This window comes from Burkholderia sp. FW306-1C-G01B (genome assembly GCF_058781685.1).
Genome location: NZ_JBYSWZ010000026.1, coordinates 60,040 through 76,862, shown reverse-complemented (window position 1 = coordinate 76,862; position 16,823 = coordinate 60,040). Strand labels below are relative to the sequence as shown.

The 16,823-nt window shown below is 66.4% G+C and carries 14 protein-coding genes; 10 read left to right on the top strand and 4 right to left on the bottom strand.

Going from position 1 to position 16,823, the window contains the following annotated elements; all coding sequences use genetic code 11:
• Positions 1-177 precede the first annotated feature (177 nt).
• Positions 178-1,443: an SGNH/GDSL hydrolase family protein gene (locus AC3WLY_RS34550; RefSeq protein WP_175964105.1), complete on the bottom strand. Its 1,266-nt coding sequence runs from the start codon at positions 1,441-1,443 to the stop codon at positions 178-180.
• Between the two features lie 199 nt (positions 1,444-1,642).
• Between AC3WLY_RS34550 and paaA the strand changes: the two genes are divergently transcribed.
• From paaA to AC3WLY_RS34510, 8 genes are all read left to right on the top strand, one after another.
• Positions 1,643-2,641 carry a 1,2-phenylacetyl-CoA epoxidase subunit PaaA gene (gene paaA, locus AC3WLY_RS34545; RefSeq protein ID WP_047899576.1) on the top strand — a complete coding sequence of 333 codons (999 nt, stop codon included), beginning with the start codon at positions 1,643-1,645 and terminating at the stop codon, positions 2,639-2,641.
• A gap of 35 nt (positions 2,642-2,676) precedes the next feature.
• Positions 2,677-2,961 carry a 1,2-phenylacetyl-CoA epoxidase subunit PaaB gene (paaB, locus tag AC3WLY_RS34540; protein ID WP_010092957.1) on the top strand — a complete coding sequence of 95 codons (285 nt, stop codon included), beginning with the start codon at positions 2,677-2,679 and terminating at the stop codon, positions 2,959-2,961.
• A 10-nt stretch (positions 2,962-2,971) separates the two neighbouring features.
• A complete protein-coding gene (gene paaC / locus AC3WLY_RS34535; RefSeq protein ID WP_492310896.1) occupies positions 2,972-3,775 on the top strand; it encodes a 1,2-phenylacetyl-CoA epoxidase subunit PaaC in 804 nt (267 codons plus the stop codon).
• A gap of 25 nt (positions 3,776-3,800) precedes the next feature.
• Complete coding sequence (gene paaD / locus AC3WLY_RS34530; protein ID WP_492332753.1) at positions 3,801-4,364, top strand: 1,2-phenylacetyl-CoA epoxidase subunit PaaD; 564 nt, start codon at positions 3,801-3,803, stop codon at positions 4,362-4,364.
• A gap of 121 nt (positions 4,365-4,485) precedes the next feature.
• Entirely contained in the window at positions 4,486-5,550 is a 1,065-nt protein-coding gene (gene paaE / locus AC3WLY_RS34525; RefSeq protein WP_175964142.1) for a 1,2-phenylacetyl-CoA epoxidase subunit PaaE, read from the top strand.
• 128 nt (positions 5,551-5,678) lie between these two features.
• Positions 5,679-6,503 (top strand): DUF1835 domain-containing protein, encoded by an 825-nt coding sequence (locus AC3WLY_RS34520; RefSeq protein ID WP_492310699.1) that lies wholly within the window; start codon positions 5,679-5,681, stop codon positions 6,501-6,503.
• A gap of 16 nt (positions 6,504-6,519) precedes the next feature.
• A complete protein-coding gene (locus AC3WLY_RS34515) occupies positions 6,520-7,125 on the top strand; it encodes a TetR/AcrR family transcriptional regulator (protein WP_027783292.1) in 606 nt (201 codons plus the stop codon).
• Positions 7,126-7,369: 244 nt separating this feature from the next.
• Positions 7,370-8,017, top strand: a complete 648-nt coding sequence (locus tag AC3WLY_RS34510; protein WP_204425447.1) for a GNAT family N-acetyltransferase — start codon at positions 7,370-7,372, stop codon at positions 8,015-8,017.
• A 69-nt stretch (positions 8,018-8,086) separates the two neighbouring features.
• Here the strand turns inward: AC3WLY_RS34510 and AC3WLY_RS34505 are convergent, their stop codons facing one another.
• Positions 8,087-8,611: an Lrp/AsnC family transcriptional regulator gene (locus tag AC3WLY_RS34505; protein ID WP_011655746.1), complete on the bottom strand. Its 525-nt coding sequence runs from the start codon at positions 8,609-8,611 to the stop codon at positions 8,087-8,089.
• A 213-nt stretch (positions 8,612-8,824) separates the two neighbouring features.
• Between AC3WLY_RS34505 and hppD the strand changes: the two genes are divergently transcribed.
• Positions 8,825-9,922, top strand: coding sequence for a 4-hydroxyphenylpyruvate dioxygenase (gene hppD, locus AC3WLY_RS34500; protein ID WP_072443206.1), 1,098 nt, complete (start codon positions 8,825-8,827; stop codon positions 9,920-9,922).
• A 131-nt stretch (positions 9,923-10,053) separates the two neighbouring features.
• Here hppD and AC3WLY_RS34495 read toward each other — a convergent pair whose 3' ends face one another.
• Positions 10,054-10,248, bottom strand: coding sequence for a hypothetical protein (locus AC3WLY_RS34495; RefSeq protein WP_072443204.1), 195 nt, complete (start codon positions 10,246-10,248; stop codon positions 10,054-10,056).
• A gap of 317 nt (positions 10,249-10,565) precedes the next feature.
• Between AC3WLY_RS34495 and AC3WLY_RS34490 the strand changes: the two genes are divergently transcribed.
• Complete coding sequence (locus tag AC3WLY_RS34490) at positions 10,566-14,156, top strand: indolepyruvate ferredoxin oxidoreductase family protein (RefSeq protein ID WP_492310698.1); 3,591 nt, start codon at positions 10,566-10,568, stop codon at positions 14,154-14,156.
• 138 nt (positions 14,157-14,294) lie between these two features.
• Here the strand turns inward: AC3WLY_RS34490 and AC3WLY_RS34485 are convergent, their stop codons facing one another.
• Positions 14,295-16,565 (bottom strand): NADP-dependent malic enzyme, encoded by a 2,271-nt coding sequence (locus AC3WLY_RS34485; RefSeq protein ID WP_492310697.1) that lies wholly within the window; start codon positions 16,563-16,565, stop codon positions 14,295-14,297.
• Between the last annotated feature and the right edge of the window lie 258 nt (positions 16,566-16,823).

The window sequence follows — 16,823 nt, the reverse complement described above, 5'->3', positions numbered from 1 at the left end:
TAGCGCGAAAGAGGCGTGATTCTATGCACCCGCCCCCGTCTCCGCAAGCCCTTTTGTGAAATTATTTTGAAAAAGCCTCCGTGCGCTCACGCGCACGGAGGCTTTGAACAGAATGGGCTGGGTGTCGCCGTTGGCATCCAGACCGCCGGCAACGCTTCTTCTATATATAGAAGCGCGTCACCTGCTGCCCACGGCAGCCCGCAACTGCTCGACCGGCACCGCGTCGGCCATCGCCGTGTAGCCCGCGTCGCTCGGATGGATGCCGTCGCCGCTGTCGTATCGACGTTGCAGCACGCTCGGGTGCGCCGGATCGCGCAGCACCGCATCGAAGTCGACCACGTCGTCGAACCCGCCACCGCTCCGGATCCACCGGTTCACCTCGAGCCGGATCGCCTCGCGTCCAGCCGGCAACCCTGCCGGCGTGAGCGTCGCGCCGAAGACCTTCACGCCCTGGCGGTGTGCCGCCTCGATGAGCCGGCGATAGCCGTCGATCAGCGACGCGGCCGTGACCTGCGTATGCGGATGGTCGCAATCGAGCCCCGTGCGCGGCGGCATCGCCGCGAAGTTGATGTCGTTGATCCCGATCAGCACAACCGCGGCCTTCACGCCCGCGCGCGACAGCGCATCGCGCTCGAACCTCGACGCCAGCGACGTGCCGTAGCACGCCGAATCGCTGAGCAGCCGGTTCCCGCTGATGCCCAGATTCACGACGCCGATCGAATCGGCGCCCGACGCCGTCAACCGGCGCGCCAGCGCGTCCGGCCAGCGGCGGTTCCGGTTCACGCTCGAACGCAGTCCGTCGGTGATCGAATCGCCGATCGCGGCCACGCTGGCTCGCGCGGAACCAACCTCGACGGCCAGCTCAGTCACCCATGCATATTGGGTAAAACGGGTACGGAACGCGGCGGCGGCCGGATCGTTCACGTGATCGCCCGGTGCAGAGACATAGTTGAACTGGTTCGACACGCGGTGCCAGACCGTCATCCGCTGGTTCGGTCCCATCTGCAGACTGATGGCGTACGGTTGTCCGGCCGTCACGTCGATCGCCACCGGATCGCTTTCGAGTTCCTGCCCCGGCGCGAGCGTGACCGACGCCTTGCCGCCGAACCTGACCGGCACGGCCGCGCCGCCGGCGAGCGCGGCGCCGTCGCCGGCACGTGCGAGGCTCGCCGCCTCGACGACCAGCGGTGCGTGACCGTATGCATTGCTGACGCGAATCCGCACCGCCCGTCCCGACACCGTCGGGTAGACGATCTGGCGCACGGTCCGCCCGGCCACGTCGGGAGCGCGATAAAGCGGCGGCGGTGCGGCAAGGTCGGGAATCGGCTGCAACGCGGTCGCCCACGCGGCGACCCATCCTGCCGGCGCGGCCGAAGCCGCGAGCGGCGACACGAAAACGGCCGCGCCCAGCACGGCCGCGGCGAAACTGCTTCGGAATGACATCGACAAAATCCTCATCGGAAAGCGGGCATTGTGCCGCAGAAGACGCGAGACTCACGCGGCGGCCCACGCTCACACCGCCCGATCGTGCCCCGACATCGCTCGTTTACCCGAACCTCGCCGCAAATCCGCAAGAAATTTATTAACCGACCGGTCGGTTGGTTTATACTGCGCACACATTCAACCGGACGAGAATCTCGCCATGTACACGCAATCCCTCGACATCCCCGGCAACGTCGCGCCGCTCGACGCCGCAGCCGAGTCGCCCGAGCAGGCGCGGTTCGATGCGGTGATGGCCGCGGACGGCAAGATCGAACCGCAAGACTGGATGCCCGACGCCTATCGCAAGACGCTGGTTCGCCAGATCTCGCAGCACGCGCATTCGGAAGTCGTCGGCATGCTGCCGGAAGGCAACTGGATCTCGCGCGCGCCGAGCCTGAAGCGCAAGGCGATCCTGCTCGCAAAGGTCCAGGACGAAGCCGGCCACGGCCTCTATCTTTATAGCGCGGCCGAAACGCTAGGCGTGTCACGCGATTCGCTGATCGACGCGCTGCACGCAGGCAAGGCGAAATACTCGAGCATCTTCAACTACCCGACGCCGACCTGGGCGGACGTCGGCGTGATCGGCTGGCTCGTCGACGGCGCCGCGATCATGAACCAGATCCCGCTGTGCCGCTGCACGTACGGCCCGTACGCGCGCGCGATGATCCGCGTGTGCAAGGAAGAGTCGTTCCACCAGCGCCAGGGTTTCGACGCGCTGCTGTCGATGATGAAGGGCAGCGACGCGCAGCGCGCGATGGTCCAGCAGGCCGTGAACCGCTGGTGGTGGCCGGTGCTGATGATGTTCGGCCCGAGCGACGCCGATTCGGTCCACAGCAGCCAGTCCGCGAAATGGGGCATCAAGCGGATCTCGAACGACGACCTGCGGCAGAAGTTCGTCGACGCGACAGTCGACCAGGCGAAGGTGCTCGGCGTCACGCTGCCCGATCCCGACTTGAAGTGGAACGACGCGCGCGGCCACCACGACTACGGCACGATCGACTGGGACGAATTCTGGCGCGTGGTCAACGGCGACGGCCCGTGCAACAAGGAACGCCTCGCGACCCGTGTGAAAGCGCACGAGGACGGCGCATGGGTGCGCGAAGCCGCGCTCGCGCACGAAGCGAAGCGCCGCGCCCGCGCCGAACAGCACGCCGCCTGAGCGGCACCATCGAATTCAGGAATCAGGAGAAAGTGATGAACAAGGAATGGCCGATCTGGGAAGTGTTCGTGCGCAGCAAGCAGGGGCTCGATCACAAGCATTGCGGCAGCCTGCACGCCGCCGACGCATCGATGGCGCTGCGCATGGCGCGCGACGTCTACACGCGCCGCCAGGAAGGCGTGAGCATCTGGGTCGTGCCGTCGTCGGCGATCACCGCATCGGATCCGAACGAGAAGGCCGAACTGTTCGAGCCGGCGGGCGACAAGATCTACCGTCACCCGACGTTCTACACGCTGCCCGACGAAGTCAACCACATGTAACGCCCGCGCCATGACGATCACGCCCGAACACCTCTCCTACGTGCTGCGCCTCGCGGACAACGCGCTGATCCTCGGTCAGCGCAACGCCGAATGGTGCGGCCACGGCCCGATCCTCGAGGAAGACATCGCGCTCACCAACATGAGCCTCGACCTCATCGGCCAGGCGCGCATGCTGTATACGCACGCCGCCGAACTCGAGCGCCAGCTCACCGGCGCGACGAAGACCGAGGACGACTACGCGTACTTCCGTACCGAGCGCGAGTTCGCGAACTTCACGCTCGCCGAGCTGCCGCACTACGGCCCGGTCTCCGGCACCGCGCACGCCGACAAGGACTACGCGGTGACGATCGTGCGCAACTTCCTCTATGCGGCGCTGATGCTGCACGTATGGACCGCGCTGGAAACGTCGACCGATACGCAACTCGCCGCGATCGCCGCGAAATCGTTGAAGGAAACCCGCTATCACGTGCAGCACGCGCGCGAATGGCTCGTTCGCCTCGGCGACGGCACCGACGAATCGCACCGTCGCGCGCAGGATGCGCTCGACTACCTGACCCCGTACACACGCGAATTCTTCGCAGCCGATGCGATCGACGACGCGATCGCCGCACCGGGCATCGGCCCGGCACCGGCCGCGATCGAAGCCGCATGGCGCGCGGACGTGGACGACGCGCTCGCCGAGGCGACGCTCACGCTGCCGGCGCCCGTGATGCATGTGACGACCGGCAAGCAGGGCGAGCACTCGGAGCACATGGGCTACCTGCTCGCCGAAATGCAGAGCCTCGCGCGCCAGCACCCCGGCGCGACCTGGTAACCGGCCAACGCCACGGAGCCCGACGATGTCCGTCCAGACCGCCGCCCCCGCCGACGCCCCGCCCGCCGCGCGTCACGACGATCCGCTGCTCGCCCGCGCATGGGACGTGCTGGAAGCGGTGCCCGACCCCGAGATCCCGGTCGTGTCGATCCGCGAGCTCGGCATCCTGCGCGACGTTCGCCGCACGGACGACGGCATGCTCGAAGTCGTGATCACGCCGACCTACTCGGGCTGCCCGGCCATGTCGCAGATCGCCGAGGACGTCGCCGCCGCCTTGCAGGCCGCCGGCCTCCCGCCGCACCGGATCGAAACGGTGCTCGCGCCCGCGTGGACGACCGACTGGATCACGCAGGAAGCGCGCGACAAGCTGCGCGCGTACGGCATCGCGCCGCCGGTCGGCCGGTGCGGCAGCGCCGCGCCGCGGGAAAACGTCGTGCGCTTCGTGCCGCGACCGGTCGCGGCGCCCGCGTGCCCGCGCTGCGGCTCCGCCCGCACCGAACGTCTCGCGCAATTCGCGTCCACGGCCTGCAAGGCGCTGTATCGCTGCGTCGACTGCCGCGAACCTTTCGACTACTTCAAACCCTACTGAAATGAAACAGCCCCCACGCTCTCTTCGTTCGCCTGGGGGGGCGCAGCTCCCCCATCCCCCGGAAGCAGATCCGTCGCGCGAGGCGGCCAGGCGGGGGTCGACGACCCCGCAATTTCATCCGCTGCGTATCCGCGACGTGCGGCCCGAGACCGCCGACGCCGTCACCGTCTCGTTCGACGTGCCGCCCGAGCTGCGCGACGCTTACCGCTTCACGCAGGGCCAGTTCGTCACGCTGAAGACCCACATCGACGGCGAGGAGACGCGCCGCTCGTATTCGATCTGCGTCGGCACGACGGACTACGACCGCGACGGCGAACTGCGCATCGGCATCAAGCGCGTGCGCGGTGGCCGCTTCTCGAATTTCGCATTCGATACGCTGAAGCCGGGCCACACGATCGACGTGATGACGCCGGACGGCCGCTTCTTCACGCATTTGAACGCGGACCACGGCAAGCAGTACGTCGCGTTTTCCGGCGGCTCGGGGATCACGCCCGTGCTCGCGATCATCAAGACGACGCTCGAACTCGAGCCGCGCAGCACGTTCACGCTGATCTACGGTAACCGCAGCGTCGACGCGATCATGTTCGCGGAGGAGCTCGAGGACCTGAAGAACCGCTACATGAACCGCTTCGTCCTCTATCACGTGCTGTCGGACGACCAGCAGGACGTCGAGCTGTTCAACGGCGTGCTCGACCAGGCGAAATGCGCGGAATTCCTCGCCACGCTGATGCCGGCCGACGCGATCGACGAGGCGTTCATCTGCGGCCCCGCGCCGATGATGGACGCGGCCGAAGCGGCACTGAAGGAAGCTGGCGTGCCGCAGGCGAAGGTGCATGTCGAGCGCTTCGGCACGCCGCTGCCGCAGGCCGGCGCGCCGGTCGTGGAGATCACCGAGCAGACGCCGGCCGCCGACCTGGAAATCGTGCTCGACGGCAAGAAGCGCAAGCTGCGCCTGCCGTACGAAGGGGTGAGCCTGCTCGATGTCGGCCTGCGCGCGGGCCTCGCGCTGCCGTATGCGTGCAAGGGCGGCGTGTGCTGCACGTGCCGCGCGAAGGTGATCGAGGGCGAAGTGCGGATGGAGAAGAACTACACGCTCGAGGCGCATGAAGTGAAGGACGGTTTCGTGCTCACGTGCCAATGCCATCCGATCAGCGACAAGGTCGTCGTGAGCTTCGACGAGCGTTGAGCGGCATCGCGTCGCGGCGCCGGACGGTTTCTCGCCGTCACACATCTCGCTTACACTAGGGGCCGCCGGCCGGCTGGACATCGCAACGTCCGCCCGGCCGGCGGCTTTCTTTTGTTGACGACAGGCCGATGAGTACCATTCATGTGATTCAGGGCGGCACCGCCGCCGCGTCGCTGCGCGAGGCACTCGCGCAAGCCGGACGCGACGAGCGCGTCGTCGGATTGCTCGACGATCTCGGCGTCGGGCCGCTGAAGGGCGCCGACGAGACGCCCGACACGCGTGCCGCCTTCTGGCAGCACGTGCTCGGCGACCAGATCCCCGACTGGAACGCGGAAATCGAAGGCGAGTTCGCGCGCCTCGACCAGCTCGCGATGGATACCGGCCAGGTGGTCGTGTGGCATGCGCCGAGCGTCGGCGACAAGCTGCTGCTGCGCCGCGTCGCCTATCACCTGCGCAATGTCCCGCAGCGCCTGAACGAGGTGCGGCTGTCGGCCGCCGATCTCGACTCGGCGCAACGCGCATCGCTGTCGCGCACCGACCAGGCATGCACGACCGGGATGTTCTCGCCCGCGGAACTGGCGCGCAAACGGCCGGTGGCCGCGCCGATCTCGGTGCTGCGCATCGGCCGCCTCGCACTCGAATGGCAGGAAGCGAAGCACCTGAACGCCGAACTTCGCTATTGGGTCAGCAACACGATCAAGAGCGGCTACTATGCCGATCTCGACGCGCTGATCGTCGCGCGCGCGGAAACCGACTGGCTGCCCGCGCGGCGCCTCGTCGGCGGCATCATGGCCGACGCCGACCGCGGCGGCCTGTTCGTCAGCGACTCGATCGCCTGGTGGCGCTGTCGCGAACTCGCGGCGGCCGGCCGGCTCGAGCTGCAGGACGACGCACCCGCCGCCCTCTCTTCCACGCAGGTGCGCGCGGCCCGCACGGCCATCGCGCACCGCTAATCTTCCGCATTCGACCATGGCCCGTACCCGAGCGCCCGACCACGAATCCCAGCGCGAGCAGATCCTCGATCTCGCCGCCGAGAAATTCGCGCAGACGAGCTACCCGAGCACGTCGATGTCCGATCTCGCGACCGCGAGCGGCACGTCGAAGGCACGCCTTTATCACTATTACGAGAGCAAGGAAGCGATCCTGTTCGACCTGCTCGACCGCTACACGAAGCGGCTGATGCTGATCATCGCCGAGGTCGAAGGGGCGAGCCAGCGGCGCGGCCTCAGCGAGCGCGACGCGTTCGCGGAGCTCGTGCGCGCGTTCCTCTCCGAATACGAGACGTCGCACAGCCGTCACGTCGCGCTGCTCAACGACGTGAAGTATCTCGAGGACGCGCAGCGCGAGATCGTGCTCGACCGCCAGCGCGATATCGTCGCAGCGTTCACGCGGCAGCTCGCGCGCGCGTACCCTGACCGTATCTCGAAGGAAAACCAAACATCCGTGACGATGATGGTGTTCGGGATGATCAACTGGACGTTCACGTGGCTGAAGCCGGGCGGCCGTCTCGGCTACCGCGACTTCGCCGAGCAGGTGATCGACCTGATCGAACGCGGGCTGTCGACGGCGGCCTGATTGCCGCACAGCAGCAAGCGTTGTAGGACGGGCACACTGCGGCGGCCCGTCGCGCATTTCATACGATGAATTTTAAATCCGTTAAAAATCATATAGATACAGGATTAACTAAGCGGATTTAGAATTCATCCTCCAGCATAAATAAGGTTAAATACGGGTTTTCCCCAATCCGGGGGCCGACGGTCGGGTAAAATGCTGTTGCGTTGCACAACCCGCTGTACGGTCACATATTGAGGAACCCACGATGAACACGCAATTGAACGGCAATGCCGATGTCGTCGGCACCGCCGGTAGTGCGCCGGTTCTCGTCAGGGAACTGGCTTCCAAAGACCGTGAGCAGATGCTCACCCACTTTCTCTCGCTCGACGAAGAGGACCGCCTGCTGCGCTTCGGCCAGATGGTGCCCGACCACGTGATCGAGAACTATGTCCGCACGATCGACTTCGGTCGCGACACCGTGTTCGGCGTGTTCGACCACGAACTCGAACTGATCGGCGTCGGCCACCTGGCCTACCTGCCGGCCGAGGGCGACAAGCGCACGGCCGAGTTCGGCGTGTCGGTGCTCGAAAGCGCACGCGGCCACGGCGTCGGCTCGAAGCTGTTCGAGCGCGCGGCGATCCGCAGCCGCAACACGCACGTGACGATGCTGTACATGCACTGCCTGTCGCGTAACGCGACGATGATGCACATCGCGAAGAAATCCGGGATGCGCATCGAGTACGCGTACGGCGAAGCCGATGCGTACCTGTCGCTGCCACCGGCCGACCACTCGACGATCATCGCCGAGATGCTGCAGGAACAGGCCGCAGTGTTCGACTACGCGCTCAAGCGCCAGGCGCACCGCACGTCGAAGTTCATCGAATCGCTGATGCCCGCCGCGCTGACGGCGTAACATCGGCCGACCGGGCGCGCCGCTGCGGCGCGCCCGGCCCCTTTTTCCCTCCTCCCGCCGCCGGGCGCGCTAGCGCACCGAACGAATCGGCAACGCCGTCGTCTCCTTGAAGCATTCGAGCGAAAAGCTCGTCTTCACGTCGATCACCGACGGGTGATGCAGCAAATGCTCCTGCACGAAACGGGAGAAATGCGCCATGTCCTCGACCTGCACGCGCAGCAGGTAATCCATGTCTCCCGTCATCGCGTGGCACGCGACCACTTCCGGCCAGGTCTGCACGGCCGCGCGAAACAGCTCCGCGTGGGTCGCGCCCGCGCGCGCCGACGTCTCGTCGGCCCGGACCGGCGCCAGGCCGCCGCGCTTCTCGAGCCGGACGCTCACGTACGCGAGCAGGTCGAGCCCGAGCTTCTGCGGATCCAGCAGCGCGACATAGCCGGTGATCACGCCGATCTCCTCGAGCCGCCGGATCCGCCGCAGGCACGGGCTCGGCGACAGGTTCACGCGCTCGGCGATCTCCTGGTTCGACAGGCGCCCGTTCTCCTGAAGAATCGCGAGGATCCGCCGGTCGATGGCATCCAATTCGGCTTGCGCCATCTTCTGCCCTCCAATGATTATTTAGAGACTGGAAATTGCGTCATCGTAGGCATGGACGATTAAGTTCGCAAGTTTCCGCTCGCGGCCGCCCGCTACACTTTGTCGCACGTACCGATTCGCTGCGCACGCCGACGCGTGCGCCGCGTTCGACATCGAACCGGGCCGGGCACGCACACGTCGCCCCGGCCGATCGCCCCGCACAGGAGACACGACATGCAGATCCCCAACTGGGACAACCCCGTCGGCACCGACGGCTTCGAATTCATCGAATACACGGCGCCGGACCCGAAAGCGCTCGGACAACTGTTCGAACGGATGGGTTTCACCGCGATCGCGCGCCACCGCCACAAGGACGTGACGGTCTACCGCCAGGGCGACATCAACTTCATCATCAACGCCGAACCCGATTCGTTCGCGCAACGCTTCGCGCGCCTGCACGGCCCGTCGATCTGCGCGATCGCGTTCCGCGTGCAGGACGCCGCGAAGGCATACAAGCACGCGCTCGAACTCGGCGCATGGGGCTTCGACAACAAGACGGGCCCGATGGAGCTGAACATCCCGGCGATCAAGGGCATCGGCGATTCGCTGATCTACTTCGTCGATCGCTGGCGCGGCAAGAACGGCGCGCAGCCGGGCTCGATCGGCGACATCAGCATCTATGACGTCGACTTCGAGCCGATCGCCGGCGCGAACCCGAACCCGGTCGGCCACGGCCTCACCTACATCGACCACCTGACGCACAACGTGCATCGCGGCCGCATGCAGGAATGGGCCGAGTTCTACGAACGCCTGTTCAACTTCCGCGAAGTGCGCTACTTCGACATCGAAGGCAAGGTGACGGGCGTGAAGTCGAAGGCGATGACGTCGCCGTGCGGCAAGATCCGCATCCCGATCAACGAGGAAGGCTCGGACACGGCCGGCCAGATCCAGGAATACCTCGATGCGTACCACGGCGAAGGCATCCAGCACATCGCGCTCGGCACGAACGACATCTACGGCGCGGTCGACGGCCTGCGCGGCAAGGAAGTGAAGCTGCTCGACACGATCGACACGTATTACGAGCTGGTCGACCGCCGCGTGCCGAACCACGGCGAATCGCTGGACGAACTGAAGAAGCGCAAGATCCTGATCGACGGCGCGCGCGACGACCTGCTGCTGCAGATCTTCACCGAGAACCAGATCGGGCCGATCTTCTTCGAGATCATCCAGCGCAAGGGCAACCAGGGCTTCGGCGAAGGCAACTTCAAGGCGCTGTTCGAATCGATCGAGCTCGACCAGATCCGTCGCGGCGTCGTGCAGGACAAGGCCTGACGCGTCCGGCGCGCGGCGGCCCGGGCAACCGGGCCGGCCGCACGATCCGGCGGCACAAAAAAAAGGGCGGGAATCCGACGATTCCCGCCCTTTTGGCATTTCCGGCGCGGCCCGCAGGCCGCGCGACCGGATCAACGCGCGTTCGCCTTCGACTCGACGACGCGCTCGGCCGCCGGCTGCGCGACGGCATCCTGGGCCGGCACGATCTGACGCATCTGCACGCCGGCTGCCGCCAGTGCGCTCGCGCCTTGCGCGCGCACCGGGCCGGTCATCGCGAAAAACGCGGCGGACACGATCAGGAAACTCTGGATATGACGTGTGTTCATTGCACCTCCTGTAAAACTGCCGGCGCCTCCCCGATTGCGTCGAAACGAACCGACGCGGCCGGGCACCTCCGGCAGGCCGACAAGATTAACGGCATTTGCCCGCAGATGGGGCCCGCTTTACATGCATTTACATGATGTAACGCATGATCAAGCCCTTTTTCCTGGTGCGCCGCCGCATTCCGGCCGGTGGGCGGCGGGTTTGCCCCAGTGCTACCATCGCTTAAAACCGGCCAATATGCCGGCCACTGTCGACGCGTTCACAAGACGCCGGAGCAGTCGAGTTTTGGTGATCCCAAACTGGGTGGAGGAGACTGTTAATGAATGCCCCGCTAGACGCAGGCCAACGCGCGTCGCTAGAAGCCGCGCTGAAGTCCGTCACGCTTGATGACAAATACACACTGGAGCGCGGCCGCGCGTACATGAGCGGCATCCAGGCCCTCGTGCGCCTGCCGATGCTCCAGCAGGAACGCGACCGCGCCGCCGGTCTCAATACGGCCGGCTTCATCTCCGGCTATCGCGGCTCTCCGCTCGGCGGCCTCGACCTGTCGCTCTGGAAGGCCAAGCAGTACCTGGCGGCCCACCAGATCGTCTTCCAGCCCGGCATCAACGAAGATCTCGCCGCCACCGCCGTGTGGGGCTCGCAGCAAGTGAACCTGTACCCCGGCGCGAAGTACGACGGCGTGTTCGGCATGTGGTACGGAAAGGGCCCGGGCGTCGACCGCACCGGCGACGTGTTCAAGCACGCGAACTCGGCCGGCTCGTCGCAGCACGGTGGCGTGCTGGTGCTCGCCGGCGACGACCACGCGGCGAAATCGTCGACGCTCGCGCACCAGTCCGAGCACATCTTCAAGGCCTGCGGGCTGCCCGTGCTGTTCCCGTCCAACGTGCAGGAATATCTCGATTTCGGCCTGCACGGCTGGGCGATGAGCCGCTACTCGGGCCTGTGGGTCGCGCTCAAGTGCGTGACGGACGTGGTCGAATCGTCGGCGTCGGTCGACATCGACCCGCATCGCACCGAGATCGTGCTGCCGACCGACTTCATCATGCCGGACGGCGGCCTGAACATCCGCTGGCCCGACCCGCCGCTCGTGCAGGAAGCGCGGCTGCTCGACTACAAGTGGTACGCGGCGCTCGCCTATGTGCGCGCGAACAAGCTCGACCGGATCGAGATCGATTCGCCGGGCGCGCGCTTCGGGATCATGACCGGCGGCAAGGCGTACCTCGACGTGCGCCAGGCGCTGACCGACCTCGGTCTCGACGACGAAACCTGCGCGCGGATCGGCATCCGGCTCTACAAGGTCGGCTGCGTGTGGCCGCTCGAAGCGCAGGGCGCGCAGGCATTCGCGCGCGGCCTCGACGAAATCCTGGTGGTCGAGGAAAAGCGCCAGATCCTCGAATACGCGATCAAGGAAGAGCTGTACAACTGGCCCGACGCGCAACGGCCGCGCGTGTTCGGCAAGTTCGACGAGAAGGACGGCGCCGGCGGCGAATGGTCGGTGCCGATGGGCAACTGGCTGCTGCCCGCGCACTATGAACTGTCGCCCGCGATCATCGCGAAGGCGATCGCGACGCGCCTCGAGAAGTTCGAGCTGCCGTCCGACGTGCGCGCGCGCATCGCCGCGCGGCTCGCGGTGATCAACGCGAAGGAAATGGCGCTCGCGAAGCCGCACGTGCAGACCGAGCGCAAGCCGTGGTTCTGCTCGGGCTGCCCGCACAACACGTCGACCAACGTGCCGGAAGGCTCGCGCGCGATCGCCGGCATCGGCTGCCACTACATGACCGTGTGGATGGACCGCAGCACGAGCACCTTCAGCCAGATGGGCGGCGAAGGCGTGCCGTGGATCGGCCAGGCGCCGTTCACGGACGAGAAGCACGTGTTCGCGAACCTCGGCGACGGCACCTATTTCCACTCGGGCCTGCTGGCGGTGCGCGCGGCGATCTCGTCGAAAGCGAACATCACCTACAAGATCCTCTACAACGACGCGGTCGCGATGACGGGCGGCCAGCCGGTCGACGGCGTGCTGACGGTGCCGCAGATCACGCACCAGCTCGCGTCCGAAGGCGCGAAGAAGATCGTGATCGTCACCGATGAGCCGGAGAAGTACGACGGCCAGAAGGCGCTGCTCGCGCCGGGCGTGACGATCCATCACCGCGACCAGCTCGACGACGTGCAGCGCGAGCTGCGCGAGATCGCCGGCACGACGATCCTGATCTACGACCAGACCTGCGCAACCGAGAAACGCCGCCGCCGCAAGCGCGGCACCTATCCGGACCCGGCAAAGCGCGTCGTGATCAACGAAGCGGTGTGCGAAGGCTGCGGCGACTGCTCGGTGCAGTCGAACTGCCTGTCGGTCGAGCCGCTGGAAACCGAGTTCGGCACGAAGCGCCAGATCAATCAGTCGAGCTGCAACAAGGACTTCTCGTGCTTGAAGGGCTTCTGCCCGAGCTTCGTCACGGTCGAGGGCGGCCAGTTGAAGAAGCCGAAGGCGGTTTCGGTCGACGGCACTGCGCTGCCGCCGATCCCGGAACCGACGCTGCCGGACATCGACCGCGCGTACGGCGTGCTCGTCACGGGCGTCGGCGGCACGGGCGTCGTCACGATCGGCGCGCTGCTCGGGATGGCCGCGCACCTCGAGAACAAGGGCGTGACCGTGCTCGACGTCACGGGCCTCGCGCAGAAGGGCGGCGCCGTGATGAGCCACGTGCAGATCTCGCACGCGCCGACCGACATCCACGCGACGCGGATCGCGATGGGCGAAGCCGACCTCGTGATCGGCTGCGACGCGATCGTCACGGCCGGCGACGAGTGCACGTCGCGGATGCGGCACGACGCGACGCGCGTGGTCGTCAACAGCGCGCAGACGCCGACCGCCGAGTTCATCAAGAACCCGAACTGGGCGTTCCCCGGCCTGTCCGCGGAGAACGACATCCGCGCGGCGGCAGGCGAGGCCGTCGATTTCATCGACGCGAACCGCTTCGCGGTCGCGCTGCTCGGCGACGCGATCTACACGAACCCGTTCGTGCTCGGCTACGCGTGGCAGAAAGGCTGGCTGCCGCTCACGCTCGCATCGCTCGAACGCGCGATCGAGCTGAATGCCGTGTCGGTCGAGAAGAACCGCGCGGCCTTCGACTGGGGCCGGCGCGCCGCGTACGACCTGGCCAGCGTGAAGCAGGCCGCGGCCGGCGATGCGCGCCCCGCGCAAGGCGCCACGGTGATCGCGCTGCACACGAAGAAGGCGGTCGACGCGCTGATCGCAAAGCGCGTGGAATTCCTCACCGCGTACCAGAACGCCGCGTACGCATCGCGCTACGCGGCATTCGTCGACAAGGTGCGCGCGGCCGAGCGCGCGCTGGCGGACGGCGATACGGTGCAGGAGCAACTGACCGAAGCGGTCGCGCGCAACCTGTTCAAGCTGATGGCGTACAAGGACGAATACGAGGTCGCGCGGCTGCAGTCCGACCCCGCGTTCCTCGCGCGGCTGTCCGCGCAGTTCGAAGGCGACTGGAAGCTGAAGTTCCACCTTGCGCCGCCGCTGTTCGCGAAGACGGACGCGCACGGCCATCTCGTGAAGAAGGCGTACGGCCCGTGGATGATGTCGGCGTTCCGGCTGCTCGCGAAGGCGAAGTTCCTGCGCGGCACGGGGCTCGACCCGTTCGGCCGCACCGGGGAGCGCCGCGCCGAGCGTGCGCTGATCGGCGAATACGAAGCGCTGATCGACGAAGTGACGGCCAAGCTGAACGCGGCCAACCGCCCGCTCGCACTCGAGCTCGCGGCGCTGCCGGACGGCATTCGCGGCTACGGCCACGTGAAGGAGAACAACCTGCGCGCGGTACGCCAGAAGTGGAACACGCTGCTCGCGAAGTGGCGCTCGCCGACGGGCGGCCAGTCGCACCAGCAGGTCGCGTAACGGCGCGCGGCGGGCGTTCGCAGCCCGGACGCCCGCCCGCGCCGGTAGCGATTCACGATAAAAAAACGCCACGGAACGCAGGTTCCGTGGCGTTTTTCATTGCGCCGCGCCCGAAGCGCGGCACACACGGGCGCGAACTTACTTCGTGTTCACGTTCGCGGCGGCAACGGCCGTCATGTTGATGATCCGGCGCACGGTCGCGGCCGGCGTCAGGATGTGGACCGGCTGCGCCGCGCCGAGCAGGAACGGGCCGACCGTCACGCCTTCGCCGCCGACCATCTTCAGCAGGTTGTACGCGATGTTCGCCGCTTCGACGTTCGGCATGATCAGCAGGTTCGCTTCACCCGACAGCGTCGTGCCCGGGAAGGCCTGCTTGCGGATCACTTCCGACAGCGCCGCGTCGCCGTGCATTTCGCCGTCGACTTCCAGGTTCGGCGCACGTTCGACGATCAGCTTGCGAGCCTCGGCCATCCGGCGCGACGACGACGACGGCGCGCTGCCGAAGTTCGAGTTCGACAGCAGCGCGGCCTTCGGCGTGATGCCGAAGCGCTCGATCTCGGCCGCGGCCTGGATCGTCATGTCGGCGAGCTGTTCGGCGCTTGGCTGCTCGTTCACGTACGTGTCGCACAGGAACAGGTTGCGGCCCGGCAGCATCAGCAGGTTCATCGCCGCGAAGTGCTCGGCGCCCTTCGCACGGCCCAGCACCTGCTCGATGAACTTCAGGTGGCTGTGGAACGTGTCGATCATCCCGCAGATCATCCCGTCCGCGTCGCCCAGATGCACGAGCATCGCGCCGATCAGCGTGTTGAACTTGCGCATCGCGGCCTTCGCGACTTCCGGCGTCACGCCGTCGCGCGCAGCGATGTCGTGGTACGCCTGCCAGTAGCGGTGGTAGCGCGTGTCGTCTTCCGGATTGACGATTTCGAAATCGACGCCGGCCTTCAGCTTCGAGCCGATCTTCGCGAGACGCATCTCGACGACCGACGGCCGGCCGACGATGATCGGCTGCGCGATCTTTTCCTGCAGCACGAACTGCGCGGCACGCAGCACGCGCTCGTCCTCGCCTTCGGCGTACACGATGCGGGCCTGCTTCTTCTTCGCGGTCGCGAACACCGGGCGCATCACCATGCCCGTGCGGTAGACGGTCGCGCCGAGCTGCTCGCGGTACGCGTCCATGTCCTGGATCGGACGCGTCGCGACGCCCGAATCCATCGCCGCCTGCGCGACGGCCGGCGCGATCTTGATGATCAGGCGCGGGTCGAACGGCTTCGGAATCAGGTATTCCGGCCCGAATTCGAGCGAGTGGCCTTCATACGCCTTCGCGACTTCCTCGCTCTGGTCGGTTTCCTGCGCCAGCTCGGCGATCGCGCGCACGCACGCGAGCTTCATTTCTTCCGTGATCGTCGTCGCGCCGACGTCGAGCGCGCCGCGGAAGATGAACGGGAAGCACAGCACGTTGTTGACCTGGTTCGGGTAGTCCGAACGGCCGGTCGCGACGATCGCGTCCGGGCGCACGGCCTTCGCGTCTTCCGGGCGGATTTCCGGTTCCGGGTTCGCGAGCGCCAGGATCAGCGGCCGGTCGCCCATCGTCTTGACCATGTTCTGCTTCAGCACGCCCGCGCTCGAGCAGCCGAGGAACACGTCCGCGCCGACAATCGCATCGGCGAGCGTGCGTGCGTCGGTCGTGGCCGCATAGCGCTGCTTCGACGGATCGAGATTGCCGCGCCCTTCGTAGATCACGCCCTTCGAATCGGCGACGAGGATGTTCGACTTCGTCAGGCCGAGGTTCACCAGCAGGTCCAGACACGCGATGGCCGCAGCGCCGGCGCCCGAGCACACGAGCTTCACTTCGGACAGCTTCTTGCCGACGACCTTCAGGCCGTTCAGGATCGCGGCCGACGCGATGATCGCGGTGCCGTGCTGGTCATCGTGGAAGACGGGGATCTTCATGCGCTCGCGCAGCTTCTGCTCGATGTAGAAGCATTCCGGAGCCTTGATGTCCTCGAGGTTGATGCCGCCGAGCGTCGGCTCGAGCATCGCTATCGCCTCGACGAGCTTGTCGGGGTCGGACTCCGACAGCTCGATGTCGAACACGTCGATGCCCGCGAATTTCTTGAAGAGGCAGCCCTTGCCTTCCATCACCGGCTTCGCGGCGAGCGGGCCGATGTTGCCGAGACCGAGCACGGCCGTGCCGTTCGTGATGACGCCGACGAGGTTGCCGCGCGACGTGTACTTCTGCGCGTCGAGCGGATCGGCGTGGATCGCCTCGCACGCGGCGGCGACGCCCGGCGAATACGCGAGCGACAGATCGAGCTGGTTCGACAGCGGCTTGGTCGGGGTGACCGAAATCTTGCCGGGTTTCGGGTTCAGGTGATAAGCGAGAGCGGCCTGCTTCAGTTGTTCGTCCATGATTGACCTGCGAGAGACATGCGAAATTTTGACGGTTCAGTACACAGCACCTTCGGCCGCGTCTGCTTGAATCGAGGGGATGGTCGACTGCGAGACGGCACGCGACGCGCCGGGTCGGCACGCCATCGAACCTTGGCGGGTGGCAAGAGGAAAGTACAAAGTACTGAACGATTTCTAAGGGTCGCCTAGTGTACACCCCGCGCATGACGCATGTTGGTGCAGCGCCGCATCCCCGGCATCGCATCGGAGCGATCCGCC

Excerpts from the sequence above, each read along its gene's own strand:
- AC3WLY_RS34550 (WP_175964105.1), bottom strand. The coding sequence starts at position 1,443 with ATGTCATTCCGAAGCAGTTTCGCCGCGGCCGTGCTGGGCGCGGCCGTT.
- paaA (WP_047899576.1), top strand. The coding sequence starts at position 1,643 with ATGTACACGCAATCCCTCGACATCCCCGGCAACGTCGCGCCGCTCGAC.
- paaB (WP_010092957.1), top strand. The coding sequence starts at position 2,677 with ATGAACAAGGAATGGCCGATCTGGGAAGTGTTCGTGCGCAGCAAGCAG.
- paaC (WP_492310896.1), top strand. The coding sequence starts at position 2,972 with ATGACGATCACGCCCGAACACCTCTCCTACGTGCTGCGCCTCGCGGAC.
- paaD (WP_492332753.1), top strand. The coding sequence starts at position 3,801 with ATGTCCGTCCAGACCGCCGCCCCCGCCGACGCCCCGCCCGCCGCGCGT.
- AC3WLY_RS34520 (WP_492310699.1), top strand. The coding sequence starts at position 5,679 with ATGAGTACCATTCATGTGATTCAGGGCGGCACCGCCGCCGCGTCGCTG.
- AC3WLY_RS34515 (WP_027783292.1), top strand. The coding sequence starts at position 6,520 with ATGGCCCGTACCCGAGCGCCCGACCACGAATCCCAGCGCGAGCAGATC.
- AC3WLY_RS34510 (WP_204425447.1), top strand. The coding sequence starts at position 7,370 with ATGAACACGCAATTGAACGGCAATGCCGATGTCGTCGGCACCGCCGGT.
- AC3WLY_RS34505 (WP_011655746.1), bottom strand. The coding sequence starts at position 8,611 with ATGGCGCAAGCCGAATTGGATGCCATCGACCGGCGGATCCTCGCGATT.
- hppD (WP_072443206.1), top strand. The coding sequence starts at position 8,825 with ATGCAGATCCCCAACTGGGACAACCCCGTCGGCACCGACGGCTTCGAA.
- AC3WLY_RS34495 (WP_072443204.1), bottom strand. The coding sequence starts at position 10,248 with ATGAACACACGTCATATCCAGAGTTTCCTGATCGTGTCCGCCGCGTTT.
- AC3WLY_RS34490 (WP_492310698.1), top strand. The coding sequence starts at position 10,566 with ATGAATGCCCCGCTAGACGCAGGCCAACGCGCGTCGCTAGAAGCCGCG.
- AC3WLY_RS34485 (WP_492310697.1), bottom strand. The coding sequence starts at position 16,565 with ATGGACGAACAACTGAAGCAGGCCGCTCTCGCTTATCACCTGAACCCG.